General features: G+C 63.8%; 21 protein-coding genes. 15 read left to right on the plus strand and 6 right to left on the minus strand.

Annotation, left to right across the window (positions count from 1 at the left end; all coding sequences use genetic code 11):
• Positions 1-34: 34 nt before the first annotated feature.
• From AB8B02_RS06985 to AB8B02_RS06995, 3 genes are read right to left on the minus strand one after another with little or no spacing between them, the layout of a single operon-like run.
• Complete coding sequence (locus AB8B02_RS06985) at positions 35-613, minus strand: DUF1254 domain-containing protein (RefSeq protein WP_089267023.1); 579 nt, start codon at positions 611-613, stop codon at positions 35-37.
• Positions 610-1,188 (minus strand): DUF1214 domain-containing protein, encoded by a 579-nt coding sequence (locus AB8B02_RS06990; protein ID WP_439063520.1) that lies wholly within the window; start codon positions 1,186-1,188, stop codon positions 610-612. The genes AB8B02_RS06985 and AB8B02_RS06990 overlap by 4 nt, the downstream gene beginning before the upstream one ends.
• 24 nt (positions 1,189-1,212) lie before the next feature.
• On the minus strand, positions 1,213-3,501 hold the full coding sequence (locus AB8B02_RS06995) for a transglycosylase domain-containing protein (protein ID WP_093759020.1): 2,289 nt from the start codon (positions 3,499-3,501) through the stop codon (positions 1,213-1,215).
• 291 nt (positions 3,502-3,792) lie between these two features.
• Here AB8B02_RS06995 and AB8B02_RS07000 point away from each other — a divergent pair, with 291 nt between their 5' ends.
• Together AB8B02_RS07000 and AB8B02_RS07005 are read left to right on the plus strand one after the other, a co-directional pair.
• Entirely contained in the window at positions 3,793-4,305 is a 513-nt protein-coding gene (locus AB8B02_RS07000) for a YcgN family cysteine cluster protein (RefSeq protein ID WP_068730717.1), read from the plus strand.
• A 193-nt stretch (positions 4,306-4,498) separates the two neighbouring features.
• The gene (locus AB8B02_RS07005; RefSeq protein WP_439063521.1) at positions 4,499-6,109 is read left to right on the plus strand and encodes an MDR family MFS transporter; all 1,611 of its coding nucleotides are present in this window, start codon (positions 4,499-4,501) and stop codon (positions 6,107-6,109) included.
• 21 nt (positions 6,110-6,130) lie between these two features.
• On the opposite strand, the gene AB8B02_RS07010 is transcribed toward AB8B02_RS07005, so the two are convergent.
• Positions 6,131-7,618, minus strand: coding sequence for a serine hydrolase (locus AB8B02_RS07010; protein ID WP_439063522.1), 1,488 nt, complete (start codon positions 7,616-7,618; stop codon positions 6,131-6,133).
• Between the two features lie 230 nt (positions 7,619-7,848).
• On the opposite strand from AB8B02_RS07010, the gene AB8B02_RS07015 reads away from it, so the two are divergent.
• From AB8B02_RS07015 to AB8B02_RS07025, 3 genes are all read left to right on the plus strand, one after another.
• Positions 7,849-8,013, plus strand: a complete 165-nt coding sequence (locus AB8B02_RS07015) for a Flp family type IVb pilin (protein ID WP_093759013.1) — start codon at positions 7,849-7,851, stop codon at positions 8,011-8,013.
• Between the two features lie 166 nt (positions 8,014-8,179).
• Positions 8,180-8,464 (plus strand): DUF3551 domain-containing protein, encoded by a 285-nt coding sequence (locus AB8B02_RS07020; protein ID WP_439063523.1) that lies wholly within the window; start codon positions 8,180-8,182, stop codon positions 8,462-8,464.
• Between the two features lie 29 nt (positions 8,465-8,493).
• Positions 8,494-8,802 (plus strand): hypothetical protein, encoded by a 309-nt coding sequence (locus tag AB8B02_RS07025; RefSeq protein ID WP_139285854.1) that lies wholly within the window; start codon positions 8,494-8,496, stop codon positions 8,800-8,802.
• A gap of 46 nt (positions 8,803-8,848) precedes the next feature.
• Here AB8B02_RS07025 and AB8B02_RS07030 read toward each other — a convergent pair whose 3' ends face one another.
• Positions 8,849-9,313, minus strand: coding sequence for a hypothetical protein (locus AB8B02_RS07030; protein ID WP_170849707.1), 465 nt, complete (start codon positions 9,311-9,313; stop codon positions 8,849-8,851).
• A 12-nt stretch (positions 9,314-9,325) separates the two neighbouring features.
• On the opposite strand from AB8B02_RS07030, the gene AB8B02_RS07035 reads away from it, so the two are divergent.
• The 7 genes from AB8B02_RS07035 to AB8B02_RS07065 all read left to right on the plus strand — a co-directional run bounded on the left by AB8B02_RS07035 (position 9,326) and on the right by AB8B02_RS07065 (position 14,950).
• Positions 9,326-10,051: a hypothetical protein gene (locus AB8B02_RS07035; RefSeq protein ID WP_439063524.1), complete on the plus strand. Its 726-nt coding sequence runs from the start codon at positions 9,326-9,328 to the stop codon at positions 10,049-10,051.
• Entirely contained in the window at positions 10,020-11,291 is a 1,272-nt protein-coding gene (locus tag AB8B02_RS07040; RefSeq protein WP_439064606.1) for a DNA-packaging protein, read from the plus strand. The genes AB8B02_RS07035 and AB8B02_RS07040 overlap by 32 nt, the downstream gene beginning before the upstream one ends.
• A gap of 36 nt (positions 11,292-11,327) precedes the next feature.
• Positions 11,328-12,518 carry a phage portal protein gene (locus tag AB8B02_RS07045; protein ID WP_439063525.1) on the plus strand — a complete coding sequence of 397 codons (1,191 nt, stop codon included), beginning with the start codon at positions 11,328-11,330 and terminating at the stop codon, positions 12,516-12,518.
• A 206-nt stretch (positions 12,519-12,724) separates the two neighbouring features.
• Positions 12,725-13,555, plus strand: a complete 831-nt coding sequence (locus tag AB8B02_RS07050) for an outer membrane protein (RefSeq protein WP_439063526.1) — start codon at positions 12,725-12,727, stop codon at positions 13,553-13,555.
• Between the two features lie 172 nt (positions 13,556-13,727).
• Entirely contained in the window at positions 13,728-14,408 is a 681-nt protein-coding gene (locus AB8B02_RS07055; RefSeq protein ID WP_439063527.1) for a metallophosphoesterase, read from the plus strand.
• Positions 14,409-14,483: 75 nt separating this feature from the next.
• Complete coding sequence (locus tag AB8B02_RS07060; RefSeq protein WP_089267034.1) at positions 14,484-14,741, plus strand: hypothetical protein; 258 nt, start codon at positions 14,484-14,486, stop codon at positions 14,739-14,741.
• 59 nt (positions 14,742-14,800) lie between these two features.
• Complete coding sequence (locus AB8B02_RS07065) at positions 14,801-14,950, plus strand: hypothetical protein (RefSeq protein WP_320443747.1); 150 nt, start codon at positions 14,801-14,803, stop codon at positions 14,948-14,950.
• A 53-nt stretch (positions 14,951-15,003) separates the two neighbouring features.
• Here AB8B02_RS07065 and AB8B02_RS07070 read toward each other — a convergent pair whose 3' ends face one another.
• Entirely contained in the window at positions 15,004-15,555 is a 552-nt protein-coding gene (locus AB8B02_RS07070) for a tetratricopeptide repeat protein (RefSeq protein ID WP_439063528.1), read from the minus strand.
• A 116-nt stretch (positions 15,556-15,671) separates the two neighbouring features.
• On the opposite strand from AB8B02_RS07070, the gene AB8B02_RS07075 reads away from it, so the two are divergent.
• The 3 genes from AB8B02_RS07075 to AB8B02_RS07085 all read left to right on the plus strand — a co-directional run bounded on the left by AB8B02_RS07075 (position 15,672) and on the right by AB8B02_RS07085 (position 17,033).
• A complete protein-coding gene (locus AB8B02_RS07075) occupies positions 15,672-15,887 on the plus strand; it encodes a hypothetical protein (RefSeq protein WP_139285850.1) in 216 nt (71 codons plus the stop codon).
• Positions 15,888-15,900: 13 nt separating this feature from the next.
• Complete coding sequence (locus tag AB8B02_RS07080; RefSeq protein ID WP_439063529.1) at positions 15,901-16,083, plus strand: hypothetical protein; 183 nt, start codon at positions 15,901-15,903, stop codon at positions 16,081-16,083.
• A 245-nt stretch (positions 16,084-16,328) separates the two neighbouring features.
• Complete coding sequence (locus AB8B02_RS07085) at positions 16,329-17,033, plus strand: HK97 family phage prohead protease (protein ID WP_439063530.1); 705 nt, start codon at positions 16,329-16,331, stop codon at positions 17,031-17,033.
• Positions 17,034-17,047 lie beyond the last annotated feature (14 nt).

Below are 17,047 nucleotides of genomic sequence, written 5' to 3' on the forward strand. Positions count from 1 at the left end.
GACGCTCTACCCATCCTACGATGACGATCGCTTATCAGCGCTTGCCCTTCACCGGCGCAGCCGGCGGATCGGTCTGCACCCGACAATTCGATGCGGCGAGGGATGCCTGTGCCTGGATCATCAGGCCGGGTTCGGCGGCGAGCGCCTTCAGCACGATCAGGCCGGTCGCGGTCGGCGAGTCGATGATGAGGCGGTCGGCGGACGTGACGTCCTCTTCCTCGGGCAGCGCTTCGTGCTGCGCCTCGGTCATCAGATCGAGCTCGATGACGCGGCGGCCGGCGGAGCGGTCGTTGATCGCGTAGTAAGCGACGTCGCTGCGGGTATAGAACGACACCGACGTGTAGGACTGGCTGACCGGCACGGTGAGCTTGATCGGTCCTTTGGCTAGGTCGTAGCGGCAGACCGCCATGGCGAAGGCCGGGTCCATGAATGGCAGCAGCGCATTGGCCGGCTCGGTCTGCGGCAATGCTGTCACCGCATTTTCTTTCGTCACCGAAGCGAGGCGCGAATAGGCGTCCTGCGTCGCGATACGCGGCAGCGCCAGCACGCTGACAAGATGCACGATGCCGCCAAGCACGACACCCCCGATGAGCGCGAACATCAGCCGGATCATGGGCAGCTCACCGTGGCGATGGCGGGCATCGGTGCGTCTTTCTGCGTCCGGGTGGCAACGCCAACCGGCGTATCGTACAGCCGCAGCATCAACACATAGCGTTCCAGCGCTGATGTCGGCAGCCAGTTGCCCGCGCGCGAGCGTGCAGCGATGCGGATCTCGAACGCGCCGTCGGCATTGCGCACCACTTCCTGGCTGGTGAAGCCGTAGCGCTGCAATGTGTTGGGCACCAGGCGGCCCTTGGTGTCATAGAGCGAGAGCGTCCAGAAACGCGCAGCCGGTGTCACGCCTGACACGACGATATCGCAGCGACCGTCCAGCGGCTTTTTCCTGTCGTCGGTGGTGGCAGTGAAGGTGACGCCGTCGCCCGTGCCGATCGGCAATTCGCCCGACCGTGCAATGGACGCACGCGCGTAGGGATCGATCTCGCTGGTGCCGGTGCGCGGGCGCGCCGTCCATGCACCGATCGTGAGTGTACCAAGGTCTGTGCCGCGGGTCGCGGTGGTCCAGGTCAGGCCGAGACCGACGGCAGTGGCGATCGCGAGCGCCAGAAGCGTGAGGAAGATCAGCCGCACGTGCGCACCGTCATGATAGCAGCTTCAGTTCTTGCGCGACGCGGGGGCGGTTGCGGATGTGGTCGTTTTGGCATCCGGTGCATCATTCGCCGACGCGTAGCTCTCGGGGAAGGCCAACGCGGAGGAAGCGCGGGGCTTCAACGGTTCGTTGGATGATGTGCGGCCGGCGGTCTTGCCGGCGTCGTCGAGCAGCTTCTCGACACGCAGCAGGACGTCGGCGCCGCGGCGCGTCAGCACCGGTGGCGGGCCGGGCTTGGCGTCCTGCGCGTTGGCGGCCATCACAGATGAGGCGGCTGCGGCAGGATTCTTGGTACCCGCGCCGACACCCGGGATTTCCTTGATCTCGATGCCCTGATGGGCCGCGACCATGATGTCGTGCCATGTCTGCGCGGGCAGCGAGCCGCCGGTCATGCGGTTGGTCGGCGAGTAGTCGTCATTGCCGTACCAGACTGCACAGCTGAAGTTGCCGGTGTAGCCGACGAACCAGGCGTCGCGATACGCATTGGTCGTGCCGGTCTTGCCTGCTGTCGGAATGCCGTCCAGCGCGGCGCGGCGCGCGGTGCCCTCGCTGACCACGTGGCTCATCATGCCGGCCATATCGGAGGCGACGGAGGCGGGGATCGCCTGCAACTGCTTCGGGCCGTCGCGGTCGAAGCGCCAGACCAGATCGCCGGCGCCGGTACGGACTTCCAGCACGGCATGTGGCTTCGACGATCGGCCTTTGTTCGGGAAGGTCGCATAGGCGACGGCGTGTTCGAGCACGGTGACTTCGGTGGAGCCGATCGGCAGCGACGGTGTATCGAGCAACGGTGCCGTGATGCCGAAGCGGCGCGCGGTCTCCACGATCTTGACGCGGCCGGCCTTGGCCGGATTCTGCGCCCCCTTGCCGAGCGCAATGGAGATCTTCACCGGCACGACGTTGATCGAACGGGTGATGGCCTGCGTCAGCGTCACGTTGCCGGAATAGGAGTGGCCGTAGTTCTGCGGGCACCAGTTGCCGATACAGACCGGGCCGTCGAGGATGATCGAGGTCGGCTTGTAACCGTTGAGCAGCGCCGTCGTGTAGACATAGGGCTTGAACGACGAACCGGGCTGGCGCATCGCGTCCACCGCGCGGTTGAACTGGCTTGCGCCGTAGTCGCGGCCGCCCACCATGGCGCGGACGCCGCCTTCGAGGTCCGACACCACCGTGGCGGCCTGCGTCGCATGATAGTCGCGGCCGAACTGGCGGAGCTGGTTTTCGACGGCGGCTTCGGCGGCGCGCTGCACATTCATATCGATGGCGGTGCGGACCACGAAAACGCGTTCGACATAGGATTTCGGGAATGTATCGACGAGCTTGCGCATCTCGTCGAAGGCCCAGTCGAGATAGTAGTTCGGCGAGATTTCCTGACGACGATCGACGGCGACGGCGGGATTGCGCCGCGCACCGAACACCTGACCTTCGGTCATGAAGCCGGCATCGACGAGGTTGTCGAGCACCACGTTGGCGCGGGCGCGGGCGGCGGGCAGGTTGATATGCGGCGCGTATTTGGTTGGGGCCTTGAACAGGCCGGCGAGCATCGCGGCTTCCGCGAGGTTCACGTCGCGCGCGGATTTGTTGAAATAGAAATGCGCTGCGCCGTCGACGCCGAACGTGCCGCCGCCCATATAAGCGCGGTCGAGATAGAGCTTCAGAATTTCGTTCTTGGTCAGGCGGGTTTCCAGCCAGATGGCCAGGAACGCTTCGTTGACTTTGCGCTCGATGGTGCGCTCGTTCGACAGGAACAGATTTTTCGCGAGCTGCTGCGTCAGCGACGAACCACCCTGGCGCACGCCGCCGGCCTGCGCATTGGTGACCAGAGCGCGCGCGGTGCCGGCGATGTCGATGCCGAAGTGATCGTAGAAGCGGCGGTCCTCGGTGGCGAGGGTGGCCTTGATCAGGTTATCCGGGAAATCTTCCAGCGGAATGGAGTCGTTGTGCTTGATGCCGCGGCTGCCGATCGGATTGCCGTAGCGATCGAGGAACGTCACCGCGAGGTCGGATTTCTTCAGCCAGTCTTCGTCCGCAGTTTCGCGAAACGCCGGCTGCGCCAGCGCCAGCATGAGGATGAGACCGCCCAGGCCGATGGTGGCCATTTCCGACAGCGGCTCGATGAACACCCAGCGCTTCCAGCGACCGACATAGAAGCGGTCCATGAAGGTGGAGTAGCGTTCCCACAGCTCGCGGGTGCCGCGGCCGGACGAGAACAGGCCGGAATCGATGCGCGCATCCAGATCCAGCAGGAAATGCCGGAATTTGGTCTTCCAACGGGATGGCACGATCTGAGGCACAGGGGCCCTTGGTTTGTTGCAGCGTTCGCGTGCACCCACCGGCACCGCGCGGACGTCATGCTGAAATAATGCGGCAACCCGGCGGCAGGTTTGCGGCCGCCGGAGAGTCGTTCAAGTTCTAGCCGAGCAGGGCGGATAAACCAATGGCATTGCTTATCATTTGCACGACAGGGCTAACAGCTTGGCGGTTTTGCCCTTGTTTGCGAGCCGGCCGACACGATGTTGCTTGCAGAGCCTGCACCGCAACTCCTAGAAGGGCGTTTCGCCGCAACCTGGATCGATTCAAATCGCATGACCGCGCGTCCCCCGCGTCCTTCCGCACAGGAGGGAATGTTCTGGAAAACCAAGACGTTGGAAGAGATGTCCGGCGCCGAGTGGGAAAGCCTGTGCGACGGCTGCGGACGTTGCTGTCTGGAAAAGCTGGAAGACGAGGATACCGGCAAGATCTATTACACCCATGTGTCCTGCCGATTGCTCGATGCGGGTCTTTGCGCCTGCAAGGATTATCCGAACCGCTCCGACCATGTTCCCGATTGCGTGCGGCTGACCCCGGACAATGTCCGCACCCTGAGCTGGCTGCCGCCGAGCTGTGGCTACAAGCTCGCAGCCGAGGGCCGCGATCTCTACTGGTGGCACCCGCTTATCTCGGGCAGCGCCGACACCGTCCATGAAGCCGGCGTATCGGTCCGCGGGCGGGTCGAGGGCAGCGAGGACACGATCTCCGACGACGAGTTGCAGGATCACATTGTGACCTGGCCGGCGCTGCTGCCACGCAAGGCGAAGCTGAAGAAGCGGCCGGCGTAGAATCCGCAGCGCGCGGTGTCCGATCACGCGCATATGACGGTCAGATGATTGCCGCGGGACGCTCCCATGCAAGGAAACAACTGTTGCTGTACGGAGCAGGGGAATAGATTTCTTTCAAAGAGAGTCTGTGCGCGGGAGTTCGCGCCGATATGGCTCTCGGGTTACCTCCCAAGTCCTTTGAATCCGAAGTTTCATGAACAAGTTCGAGCGACAGAGCCGGTCAGCGGCCGATGATCAGGTATTGCCCGAGGAAATCTCGTCGGATGAGCTCCTGTCGGACGAAATCGCGCAGGAACTGTCGCGGATCCCCACAGAAGTAATCGAACCCGGCGACGCGCCTACTGTGAAGGCGCCGCTGACCCCCGCCGAAGTCCGCACCATCCTGATGAGCCTGCTGCTGACCATGTTCCTGGCAGCGCTCGACCAGACCATCGTCGCCACCGCGCTGCCGACCATCGGCCGGCAATTCGCCGACGTGAACAATCTCTCCTGGGTCATCACCGCCTATCTGCTCGCATCGACCGCGGTGGCGCCGGTGTTCGGCACGCTCAGCGATATCTATGGTCGCCGCGCGATGATCATCACCGCGATGTCGCTGTTCATGGTTGGCTCGATCATGTGCGCATTGGCGCCGAACATGATCGTGCTGATCATCGCACGTGCCCTGCAGGGCCTCGGCGGCGGCGGCATCCTGCCCATCGTGCAGGTGGTGATTTCCGACGTGGTGTCGCCGCGTGAGCGCGGCCAGTATCAGGCTTATTTCAGCGGCGTGTGGGTGGCGGCCGGCATCGGCGGCCCGATCATCGGCGGCCTGTTCGCCGAACATCTGCACTGGTCGATGATCTTCTGGATCAACATTCCGCTCGGTGTGGGATCGCTGGCGCTGTTGCTGCCGAAGATGAAGAAGCTTCCTGTGTTTCATCGCCGCCGCAAGGTCGACTGGTTCGGCGGCATGCTGCTGATGGCCTCGGCCGTTGTCTTCATGCTGGTGCTGACATGGGGCGGCACCAAATTTTCATGGGCGTCGCCGACCATTGTCGCAATGATCGGCGCTGCAGCGGTGATGGCTTTCGCCTTCATCTGGCATGCGATCCATCACGACGAGCCGTTCCTGCCGCTGCCGCTGATGTCGGGCTCGGTGGTGCCTTTCGCGATGGCCGCCGGCGGTTGCGCGATGGGTGCGATGCTCGGGCTGACCGTACACATGCCGCTCTATTACGAAGTGGTCTACGGCCTGACTGCAGGTCAAGCCGGCGTTGCGCTGATCCCGATCGCGGCGGTGTCAGTCGGCGGCGCTGCCTTTGCCGGCCACATGATGACCAAGGCGAAACACTACAAGCGCGTGGCCATCGCCGGCACCGCCATGTCGGCGCTGATGGGTCTGGCGCTGGCGCTCGCGACGCCGCTGCCACTCTGGGCGCTGCTCACGATGCTCGGCCTGTTCTCCATCGGGCTCGGCACGGCATTTCCGGTCAGCCTGGTGTCGATCCAGAACGCCGTGCCACGCCCGCAGATCGGGACCGCGACCGGCGCCATGAACTTCTTTCGCGCGCTGATGGCGTCCTTCACCGTCGCCGCCTTCACCACCATTCTCCTGATGGCGCTCGGCACGGACATCTCGATCTCAGGCGAGCATGCCGCCAGCACGCATCCGATCGCGGCCAGCGATATGGTCAGCGCCTTCCGTTACGTGTTCGAAGCCGCGGCAGCCCTGCTGGCGCTGTCGACACTGTTCCTGCTGCTGATGGAAGAACGCCCGCTGGCCGGGCCAGCAAAGGCGAAGCCGTCACTGGTTTCGGAGTAGGGCGAAACCCGTCATCCGACTTCAGGCATGCCCCGCTGCAATGCGTGTGAAGGCGATGTCCTTGACCAGCGGTTCGAGCGGGACTGCCACGCTCGCAATATTCCCGTCTTCGCCAGTGGAAAATGAGAGGGAAATTCGGCTCGGCATCAGGCCGCCCGGTGAATCGGGTGCCTCGGGCAGCTCGAACGTGTCCGAGCCCCGATGAGCGAGTGGCTCGGACATGCCGCGGAACGCCCAATGTAATTTGCCTTCGCTATGCGTGATCGTCATGCGGCCGTAGCCAGGATGCTCGTAGTCACCGGCATAATCCGCGAGGTCACGGTGCGGCTCGGTGGCCGGCGTCGGTGCGGCTTTCCCGGCCTGCAGCCAAGCCTCGTATTGCGTCACGAATTTGCGGCGTTGCTCGCGGAAGCGACCGAAGCAGGGTACCGGTTCCTTGCCGCAGACGCGGTCGAAGACATAATTCGCGAGGATGTGCGGAGCGAGTATCGGAGTCATGCCATTATTGGCGAGCACCGCGACACCGACGCTGCGATCGGGCAACATCGTCATCAGCGCATTCGTGCCGGTGAAGCCGCCTCCGTGCCACACCACGCGCTCTCCGCGATACCAGTGCGAGCGGAAGCCGAAACCGTAATGCACATCGCTGTATTCGGCGAATCCGGTTGCCCCGACATGCACGCGCGGCTTCTGGAGCTCCTGTATCAAGCCGGATGACAGAAGACGTTGTCCTTCAAACGCGCCCTGGCCGAGATGAAAACGAAGCCAGTTCGCGAAGCTTGTAATCGACGTGCTCATGCCGCCCGCAGCCGGCACGCTGATGGGCCAGAGTTTCGTGCGCTGACAAGTGTCTCCCATCATCCCGTAGGGCACGGCCGCGTCGGTAGCTGCGGCAAGCTCCTCCACAGTGAACGTCACCTTCATGTCCAGCTTGTCGGTCAGCGAGCGGGTGAAGTCGGCCCAATTCCGGCCGCTGACGCGCTCGGCCACCACGCTCGCAATGAGGTAGCCGAGGTTCGAATACTGAAAGGCGCTGCGAATGTCGGCGCTCGGTTCGAGATAGGGCAGCGCTGCCAGCATTTGGGCGGGTGACAGATCGCCGGGCAGCCAGATCCAATCGTGACGTGGTAATCCGGAATGGTGGCATAGCAGATCGCGCACCGTGACGCGGTCGCTCGCAACGGTGTCATAGAGCCGGAATTCCGGGATGTATTCCCGCACCGGCTTCTTCCAATCCATGCGTCGCTCGTCAACCAATAAAGCCAGGCCCGTAGCAGCGAACGACTTCGAGACCGACATGATTTGAAACTGCGTATCCGTCGTGACGTTCAGGCCGGCTTCGATATCGCGAAGGCCATAGGTCCCGACGAACGCAACCTCCAAGTCTTGCACGATAGCGACGGCGAGGCCCGGGACCTTCCACTCCTTCATGACCTCTACGACAAGATGCTCGAATTCGGGAATGAACGCCGCGACGGATTGGCTGCCTGCGACAGGTTCAGATGCCATTGGGACAAGCCTCGACACTTCTGGTTAAGCGCAAGCTGAAATGCAGACGATACCCGGCTCCACGATACTCCCAAGTCCCGCTGCTCCGGGCGAGCGCACATATAGTTACCGCATGATTAATTCATAATTGAGCCTGTTGGTGAACCTTCCTGCAACCTCTGCCGCTTAGGTTGAGTGCAGTTTTCAGGGGACGGCGTGGAAGAAATCCGCGGCCGTATGAGGAGATTTCCGTGTTGCGTTTGATTTCGAAATTTATCGACGATGAGTCCGGTGCGACGGCCATCGAATATGCGCTGATCGCTGCCGGCATCAGTCTCGCGATCATCGTGGCCGTGCAGGGCCTTGGTACCACGCTGAACGGGCGCTACGCCGCCGTGAATACCTCGCTGAAATAGGGCAGCGAAGACCGGCCGGTGCCGGGCGCGCCGCCATTGCAATCGACAAAAGACATGGCTGTCTTGTCGAAACGCAATGTTGTGAATGTCCTATCGATTGCGGTGCTGCACCCTATATGATCGTGCGCGGGCCTCGAGCCTGCGCATTTTCATATGGATGACCATCATGACATTGAATTCGCGTTTGGAGCTTTCGGCATTGGCCGGTTTGGGATTTGCGGCATTCGTCCTCGCGGGAGCAACGCCGGCCTCGGCGGCTGGTGCGCAATTCTGCATCGCCCAGAGTGGCGCCAACGGCGAATCCTCCTATGTCAGCAACTGCATCTTTTCTGACTACCAGCAATGCATCAATGCTGCCGTCGGTACGCGAGGCAACTGCGTGGGCAATGTCGAGTATCGCGGCGGAGCTGCCACGGAACCCGCGCCACAACGTCGCCGGCGCGCGCGGTGAGTGATCGCCCGCTCGTGAAGGACGCATCGATGACAACAAGGATTCGCAGGCTCCTATGGGCTGTGGCCGCGATTGCAATCGCGTCGGCGTCGTTGCCGGCTGTGGATTCTGCGCAGGCGCGGCCATCGGTCGCGGCCAGCTCCGGTATTCCGCCGTTCTGCGTGTTGACCGGCGGCCCCCGCGGGCCGGGGAGTGTGCCGCAGATCTGCCGGTTCTTCGACTATCAGCAGTGCCTGCAGGCCGCGGCTGCGTTGCGCGGCAATTGCGTGGTCAATATCGACTATCCCGGCAAGATCACCGGTGCGCCGGGAGCGGCGTGGTCGCAGCCGCCGCGATAGCCAGCGCGTTGATCGCGCGGACAAAATTCCGATTTCAGGACTAAATTCAAATTCTAGGATTTTTAGCCTTGACAGCGTTGCGCTGTCGAAGTAGGTTTGCGGCATGCTCCACAATTGGGTTCGCAGGAAACGCCGCTGCTGATTGGCGGCGAATCTGCGCCGCGCTGTTTAGCCCGGTGTGCGGTGAATATCCGGAACATCGATCCAAATCCTGCGTTGCTTTCCATACGGTGCCGCAAGGAATCTCATCGGCATCCAACAGCAAGCCAAACGAGGGTGCCATGATAATCAGGAATTCGGCAACCAAGCAAAAAGAGCAGATCGTCGAATCCGCGACGGAGGCACGCCAGGCCGAACCGGGCCCGTCGATCCTCGCGCTTTTGGCGATCAGCCTCGGCCTCGCTGTGTTGATCCTCGGCGTGGTCTGGTTTGTGTTCTTCAGGACGTGATCGGTTTCGGCGATCGGCCGATCAATTTCAGTCAGTCCGGCATGATCGACTGACAGCAGCAACGAGTTCCCAACATGGTCAGAAAGCCCATAGCCCGCCCGGCGAGAACGCCGGCGCGGGCTGCTGTCGTTGTCAAGGCCGCGCGGAAACCAAGGGCGGCGAAGAAGAGCTCCAAGAACTCGAAAGTGAAGAATTCACAGAAGACATGGAGCGCCGTTGACCCGGCCACCATGGCAGCAGCCGCTGAAAAAATCCGAGCCAGTGTGGCGGCCCGGAAGAGGACGATTGCGGCAACGACAATCTTCGCCGGACCGGGGAGGCCGAAACCATCATCTGCTGCTGAAGTTGATATACCTCCAACTCAAATCAAGAAGCGACCGGCCGCAATGAAAGCTGTTGCCAAGAAGCGGTCCAGCGCTCCGCGTGCAAGACGGCGAACGGCCGTCGATCAGTTCAATGATTTGCCGCCTGATGCGCCGCTGACCGATCGCGTTACCCATGCCATCGAACGCGAACTCGATTCGATCCAGAAGATCGTTGGCCGCCGGCGCTTGAATGAAGCGTTGCGCACAGAGGCCGAGCGCCGCGCCCGCACGCTGGCTTCCCTGGCGCGCACATTGACCGAACTGAAGAAAGTGCAGGGCGGCAACGAACAGAGGTCCGCCGAAGATGACGACCGTCCCCGAGACCTCGACGAACTCCGTCGACGCATTGCTGAACGTCTTGCAAGACGGCCTGGCGGGCGACCGCCAATTCCTGTCGACGGGAATGACGCCGGGCGAGAGAGGCTTCCTGAGTGAGTGCTGGAATGTCTTCGCGCATGCGCATCAGGTGCCGCCTGACATCGCGCCGAATGGTGCGCCGTGGCTGACATGGCTCATGATTGGCGGACGAGGCGCAGGCAAGACACGCGCCGGTGCCGAATGGGTGCGTGCGCAGGCGCTCGGTCAGGCGCCACTGGCGCACGAAAAAGCCCGTCGCATTGCGCTTGTTGGCGAAACCGAACACGACGTGCGTGAAGTGATGATCGAGGGAGTGTCCGGGCTGCTCAGTGTGCATCCGGATCACGAGCGCCCGGTCTGGATGCCGTCGCGCAAGCGGCTGGAATGGAGCAACGGCGCGGTCGCTCAGGTGTTTTCCGCGGAGGACCCCGAGAGCCTGCGCGGCCCGCAATTCTCCTGCGCATGGTCCGACGAGATGGCGAAATGGCGTTATGCCGAAGCCGCTTTCGACATGCTGCAATTCGGCCTGCGGCTGGGCCGCCAGCCGCGGCAGATGATCACTACGACGCCTCGGCCGACGGCGCTGCTGAAGCGGTTGATGGGTGATCCGACGACGGCGACGACGCGCGCCGCGACCGTGGTCAATGCATTCAATCTCGCGCCGACATTTTTGCAGAGCGTGATGGGCCGCTATGCCGGCACGCGGCTGGGACGGCAGGAACTGGACGGCGAGATCATCGAGGACCGGCCCGATGCATTGTGGTCGCGCGCGCTGCTCGAACGATGCCGCGTGCGCGAGGTGCCGCCATTGCAGCGCATCGTCGTGGCTGTCGATCCGCCAGTGTCGTCGGGCAAACGTGCGGATGCCTGCGGCATCGTTGCGGCGGGGATCGCTGAGGACGGCACGGTCTATGTGATGGCCGATGACACCGTATCGGCAGTGACGCCGACGGCCTGGGCTAACAAGGCGATCGCGCTGTGGCGCAGGCTGGAGGCCGACGCGCTGGTGGTCGAAGTCAACCAGGGCGGCGAGATGGTGCGCAGTGTGATCAACGAGGTGGATCATACCGTGCCTGTAACGCCGGTCCGCGCCTTGCGCGGCAAATGGCTGCGCGCCGAGCCGGTGGCGACACTGTACGAGCAGGGGCGCGTGAAGCACGCCGGCAGTTTTGCCGCGCTCGAAGACGAGATGTGCGACTTCGCAAGTTCGGGGCTGTCGTCGGGGCACTCGCCGGATCGTCTCGACGCCATGGTCTGGGCGGTTGCCTCGCTGGCGCTGGTGCCGCGCGGGGATGGGCCAAGGATCAGGGTGTTGTGACCTCGTGTCCCGTGCACAGTTGAATTGGATCATATCATGTTCGATCGCTTGAAAGCCTATCTGGCCGCACCTGAAGCGAAGGCGTCGTGCACCGCGCGCGTGCTCGCATTCGAGAGCGGCGGGCGTGCGCGATGGACGCCGAAGGATTTTGCAGCGCTGGCGCGCGAAGGCTATCTCTCCAATGCTATCGTGCACCGCGCCGTGCGATTGATCGCGGAGAATGCCGCGGCGTGCAGCTTTCTCGTCTTCGACGGCGCGCCGGAACGCGAGGCGCATCCGCTGGCGCAACTCTTGACGCGGCCGAATCCGCGGCAGGATGGCGGGGTGTTCTTCGAGACGCTCTATGCGCATCTGCTGCTCGCCGGCAATGCCTATATCGAAGCCGTGACGCTCGACACGCAGGTGCGGCAGCATGAGGTCCGCGAACTCTACGCGCTGCGGCCGGATCGCATGAAAGTCGTGCCTGGCAGCGATGGCTGGGCCGAGGCCTATGACTACAGCGTCGGCGGCCGCAGCGTGCGCTTCGATCAGCAGGCGTCGGGCGTACCGCCGATCCTGCATCTGACTTTCTTTCATCCGCTCGACGATCACTATGGTCTGGCACCGATCGACGCGGCCGCGACGGCGCTCGACACCCACAATGCCTCGTCGAAATGGAACAAGGCGCTGCTCGACAATGCGGCGCGGCCGTCGGGCGCGCTGGTCTATGCGGGACCGGAGGGATCGGTGCTGTCCGAGCCGCAGTTCGATCGCCTCAAGCGCGAACTCGAGGGCAATTATCAGGGCGCATCGAATGCCGGGCGGCCGCTGCTGCTGGAAGGCGGGCTCGACTGGAAGGCGATGTCGCTGACGCCGAAAGACATGGATTTCCTCGACGCCAAGCACAACGCCGCGCGCGAAATCGCGCTGGCCTTCGGCGTGCCGCCGATGCTGCTCGGGATTCCCGGCGACAATACATTCGCGAATTTCCAGGAAGCCAACCGCAGTTTCTTCCGCCAGACCGTGCTGCCGCTGGCGGCGCGCACCGGCAACGCACTGGCGCAATGGCTGGCGCCTGCGTTCGGTGACGGCATCCGCATCGACATCGACACCGACCGCGTGGATGCGCTCGCCGCCGATCGTACCGCGCTGTGGGAGCGCGTCAGCAGCGCGGACTTCCTGACGCTGAACGAGAAACGCGAAGCGGTGGGCTATGCGCCGGTGGAGGGCGGGGACCGGCTGGGGTAGGGGCCTGACTGCAACGCGTTCTCCAAGCGGTGCGGACGGACCCGCCCGACGTCATGGACAGACGCAACAGTACTGGAGTGTATTGCGCATTTGTTCACAATCAGGGGTTGAGTTTGACCGTGGGTGTTGCCGTCGCGTGACAGCATTCGGGCCGGGGGCGGCCTAGGATCGCTGACATAATAAGACGACAGACTTGGGAGATTCTCGTGAACAAGATCATTTTGGCAGCTTCGGTTCTCGCCTTGAGCGCAACCTCTGCATGGGCCGCCGATATGGCGCCGCGCCCATACACGAAAGCGCCGGTGATGGTCGATCCCGTTTACAGCTGGACCGGCTGGTATATCGGCGGCAATGTCGGCTACGGCTTCGGTCGCAGCGGAGCCGATACGGTTCTCGATCCGACCAGCAGCTGGGCCATTGAATCGCCTGCTTTCCGCAACGAACTGATCGGCCTCAGCAACCAGCGCTACAGCCCGCAGGGCGTGGTCGGCGGTGGGCAGGTCGGCTACAACTATCAGGTCGGCAGCTGGGTGTTTGGCCTCGAGGCCGATATCAACGCGTCCGGCATGAGCAAGACGATTGCCTTGTCGGGCCTCAATGGTGGCTTCATCACCCGCAATTTCACGGAGACCACCAAGAGCGACTGGTTCGCCACTGTGCGTCCGCGCCTGGGTTACGCGGTGAACAATACGCTGTGGTACGCCACTGGCGGTCTGGCGGTCGGCGATGTGCAGGGCAGCTGGACGCTGCTGTCGAGCAATGGCTACAACAAGACCGGCTCGGGCAGCGAAACCAAGGTCGGCTGGACGGTCGGCGCTGGCGTCGAGCATGCCTTCCAGCCGAACTGGACGGTGAAAATCGAATATCTCTACACTGACCTCGGCAGCATCTCCTATAACTCGACCTATATTCCGGGCAGCACCTTCGCTCCGCCGGGCTTCAACTACCGCGAGAACATCTCGCAGGATTTCACATTCCATACCGTGCGCGTCGGTTTGAACTACAAGTTCGGCAGCCCGGTGGTTGCGCGCTACTGATGACCTGAGATCTTATCCCGAAAACGTAAGAGCCCGGCCTTGTGCCGGGCTTTTTCTGTGGCAATGCACGGAGCGTGCGGCTCATGTCACATGAATGACAGAGAACGGGACGTATCACCGCTGCCCAGTTGCGCCGGTGGAGAGATCGCGCCAGTTGGGATATGATTGCGCGATGCCACTCACTTACGTCATCCCCGATCTGCACGGCCGGCGCGATCTGCTGGATCGGGCGCTGGCTGAGATCGAGACGCATCGGGCTGGTGAAAACGCCACGCTCATTGTGCTCGGCGACTATGTCGACAAGGGTCCGGACTCGCGCCGCGTCATTGCGCGGCTGCGGGCAGGGGTGGCACCTGGCCTGCGGCTGGCGATGCTCAAGGGCAATCACGATGCGCTGATGGTCGCTGCGCTGCGCGGCGATGTGGCGATGGCGAGCTGGATGACGAAAGGCGGCGATACCGCGCTCGCCTCCTATGGCGGCGACATCGCCGATGTGCCGGTGCATGACATCGACTGGCTCGATGGCCGGCCGCTGTGGCACATGGATGCGCATCGCGTCTATGTCCATGCCGGCGTCGATCCCGCGCTGCCGCTGACGCAGCAGGACCCGGTATTGCTGATGACCAAGCGCTATGCGGATGACGATGCGTCCGGCCATGATGCCGGCGAGGGCGCGCGCCATGTGGTGCATGGCCATGACCGCCATGCCGATGGGCCGCTGCTGAAACAGGGCCGCAGCAATCTCGACACCTATGCCTGGAAGACAGGCCGTCTGGTAATCGGCGTGTTCGATGACGCGCTGCCGGGCGGGCCGGTAGAGCTGATCGAGATCACCGCGCCGCCGGCGCCTTGAGGCGGATATGACCTCTTGAACCAAAGACCGCGCCGCGACGCCTAACCGGCAACGCAACTGAACCGGCACGCTGGCATGTCCTCGATCATCGAAACCGTCGTCGAATTTTTTGCCGAGCTCGTCTGGGGCTGGGTGACAGCGCGATGGCCATGGGTCGGGGACGCCGTAGGAGCGACCTGCCTCGTGGCCGGCGCGGTCGTGGCACTGTCGTCATCCGGCACTGAGCGCGTGCAGGCACTGGTGATCGGTGGTCTTGTCGGCATCGGTGCTGGTGGGTTGCTGCTGGTGTGGTTCTGGCGCCTGCGCCGCGCGGCGGCGACGCGGACGGAGTGATCGCCATGACTGTGACACCGGCGATGCTCGGCGCCACGACTGACTGAGGAGATGCACCGATGCCGGACTGGATCTTGCCGCTGCTGTTGATCGTCGCGATCCTGGCGTTTCTGTATCGCGCTTTCCTGCACACGCCGCGGGCGCCGCCCAGCGGCAGGAACCACGACGAAGGCGTGACCAATTACTGGGACGTCCACCGCGATCGCTGACAGATATCGGCGCGCGGCGCTGCAGGGCGCCCCGCCGGAGCGCATGAGCGCCGTCACTTCCTGATATATTTTCGTGCCGTCAGCACCGGATCGATGCGGGTGGCTTCGGCGATGTCGCGGGCGGAGCCGGCGATATCGCCGATCGCTTCCCGAGCGATGCCGCGCTGGATCAGCGACGACGCATCTTCGGGATCGAGGCGAATGGCTTCGCTGAAATCGGCAATGGCGCGGGCAGGCTCGTTCTTGTTCTGCCAGGCACTGCCGCGGCTCCAGAATGCGACGGCATCCGCGGGATCGCTCTGGAGCGCGGCATCGGCATCGGCAATGGCGGCATCCGCATCGCCCGCCAGCAGATAGCCGACCGATCGGCTGACATGGAGCATGGCCAGTTCGGCGCCGCGATAGTGATCGCGCGCGATGGCGCGGGTGCAGGCGGCAATGGCGCGGTCGTCGGTGTCGCCGATGCAGATGTCATAATCGCCTGTCGGGCCTGTCGGTGTCGGCGTGGCGGCCGTGACCTGCGTCGCGCTGAGGCCGGCGATCAGCGCGGCCACAGCCAGCATGCGGAAGCGGGGCAGGCGCAGCGGCGGGGTCGCAGACATCATGGGCGCTCGGCAAAAGGGGCGGGACGGCGTTGCTGCTTGGTCGGCGGCGTCAGCCGAAAGGTTCGACGGCGCGTGAACGCGGCAGCGGGCGCGCGCAAGATGGAAGTACAATCGCCATGGATGACCTGATCCGCATTTTCACCGAGCGCGGCGACCTCGCGCATCTCGCTTTGTTTCTGTGGGCGAGCGTGGCCAGTGCCGCGGCCCTGTTCGCGCTGCGTGAACTCGCCGGTGCCTCGCGCCGCTTCGACGAATTCGTGCGGCAGCTCGCGCGCTTCAACCGCCGTGCGCATCGCCGCCACCGCATGCGCGACGAGACCGATGACATCTGAAAGGGGATCATCCATGGACAGTCTGCACGACGTGATGCGTTCGATCCGCCCGGAGACCAAATCGGGCAAGGATCATCTCAGCGTTTTCAGAGAATTTCTGGCGCATCTCGACCAGTTGCAGCGCAAGGCGCAGGCTGTGAAGACGCGGGTGAAACCGTCGGCGCGACGCAAGCCGCCGCGGCGCGCGAAAGTGTAGTTCGCTTTTTTTCTTCCCCTCTCCCCCAGCACGGCGAAGCCGTGCGCCGCGGGAGAGGGTGCCTGAGCGTAGCGAAGGCGGGAGAGGGCGCAACAAGCGACGTCGTATGTCGCGCCCCCTCTCCCTGACCCTCTCCCGCCTTCGCGTGGCTGCGCCACGCGCGGGGGAGAGGGGACACTGCTGTCTGAGCGAAGCCACGACACCACGATCTCTCTTCTTCCCCCCCGCATCTCGCGAGGCCTCCGATGCATGCCCCGTTGCCATCACCCCAGCCATCCCCCGCGCGCCTCGCACTCACGCCGGACGGCGTGATCGAGGGCTATGCCTCGCTGTTCGGCGAGATCGACCAGGCGCGCGACATGGTGATGCCCGGCGCCTTCACGCAGACGCTGAAGCTGCGCGGCTTGCGAAAGATCCCGATGCTGTTCCAGCACGATCCCTCCGAGCCCGTCGGCGTCTGGCTCGAGATGAAGGAAGACCTGCGCGGCCTCTGGGCGCGGGGCCGGTTGATCCCGGATGTGACACGCGCCCGCGAATTGCTGGCGCTGCTGCAGGCCGGCGCGGTGGACGGATTGTCGATCGGCTATCGCACCCAGCGTGGCCAGATCGAGCCGAAGACGCGGGTGCGCAAACTCTATCAGGTCGATCTCTGGGAAGTGTCCATCGTCACATTCCCGCTGCTGAACGGCGCGCGGGTGAGCGCCGTGAAGGACGCGCCGCGCTCGCGCCTGCGCGATCAGGCCGAGCGCGACTGGACCCAGCTCACCGGCCAACACGTCATCGACTCATATCGCACCGATTTGAGCGGCGCCGCGGATGCACCGGCGCTGGTCATCCGGCGTGGGCGCAAAGCGGGCGGACCTGTCCAGGCCTGTTCGCTGCGCGCCCGCGCCGATCGCAAACGCGCGCTGCACGGCGTCGCCGCCCACGCCCGGTTCGCCGGGCGCTGAGGACAACGCGCCGC

The sequence above is a fragment of the Tardiphaga sp. 862_B3_N4_1 genome (assembly GCF_051811085.1).
Taxonomy (GTDB): Bacteria; Pseudomonadota; Alphaproteobacteria; order Rhizobiales; family Xanthobacteraceae; genus Tardiphaga; species Tardiphaga robiniae.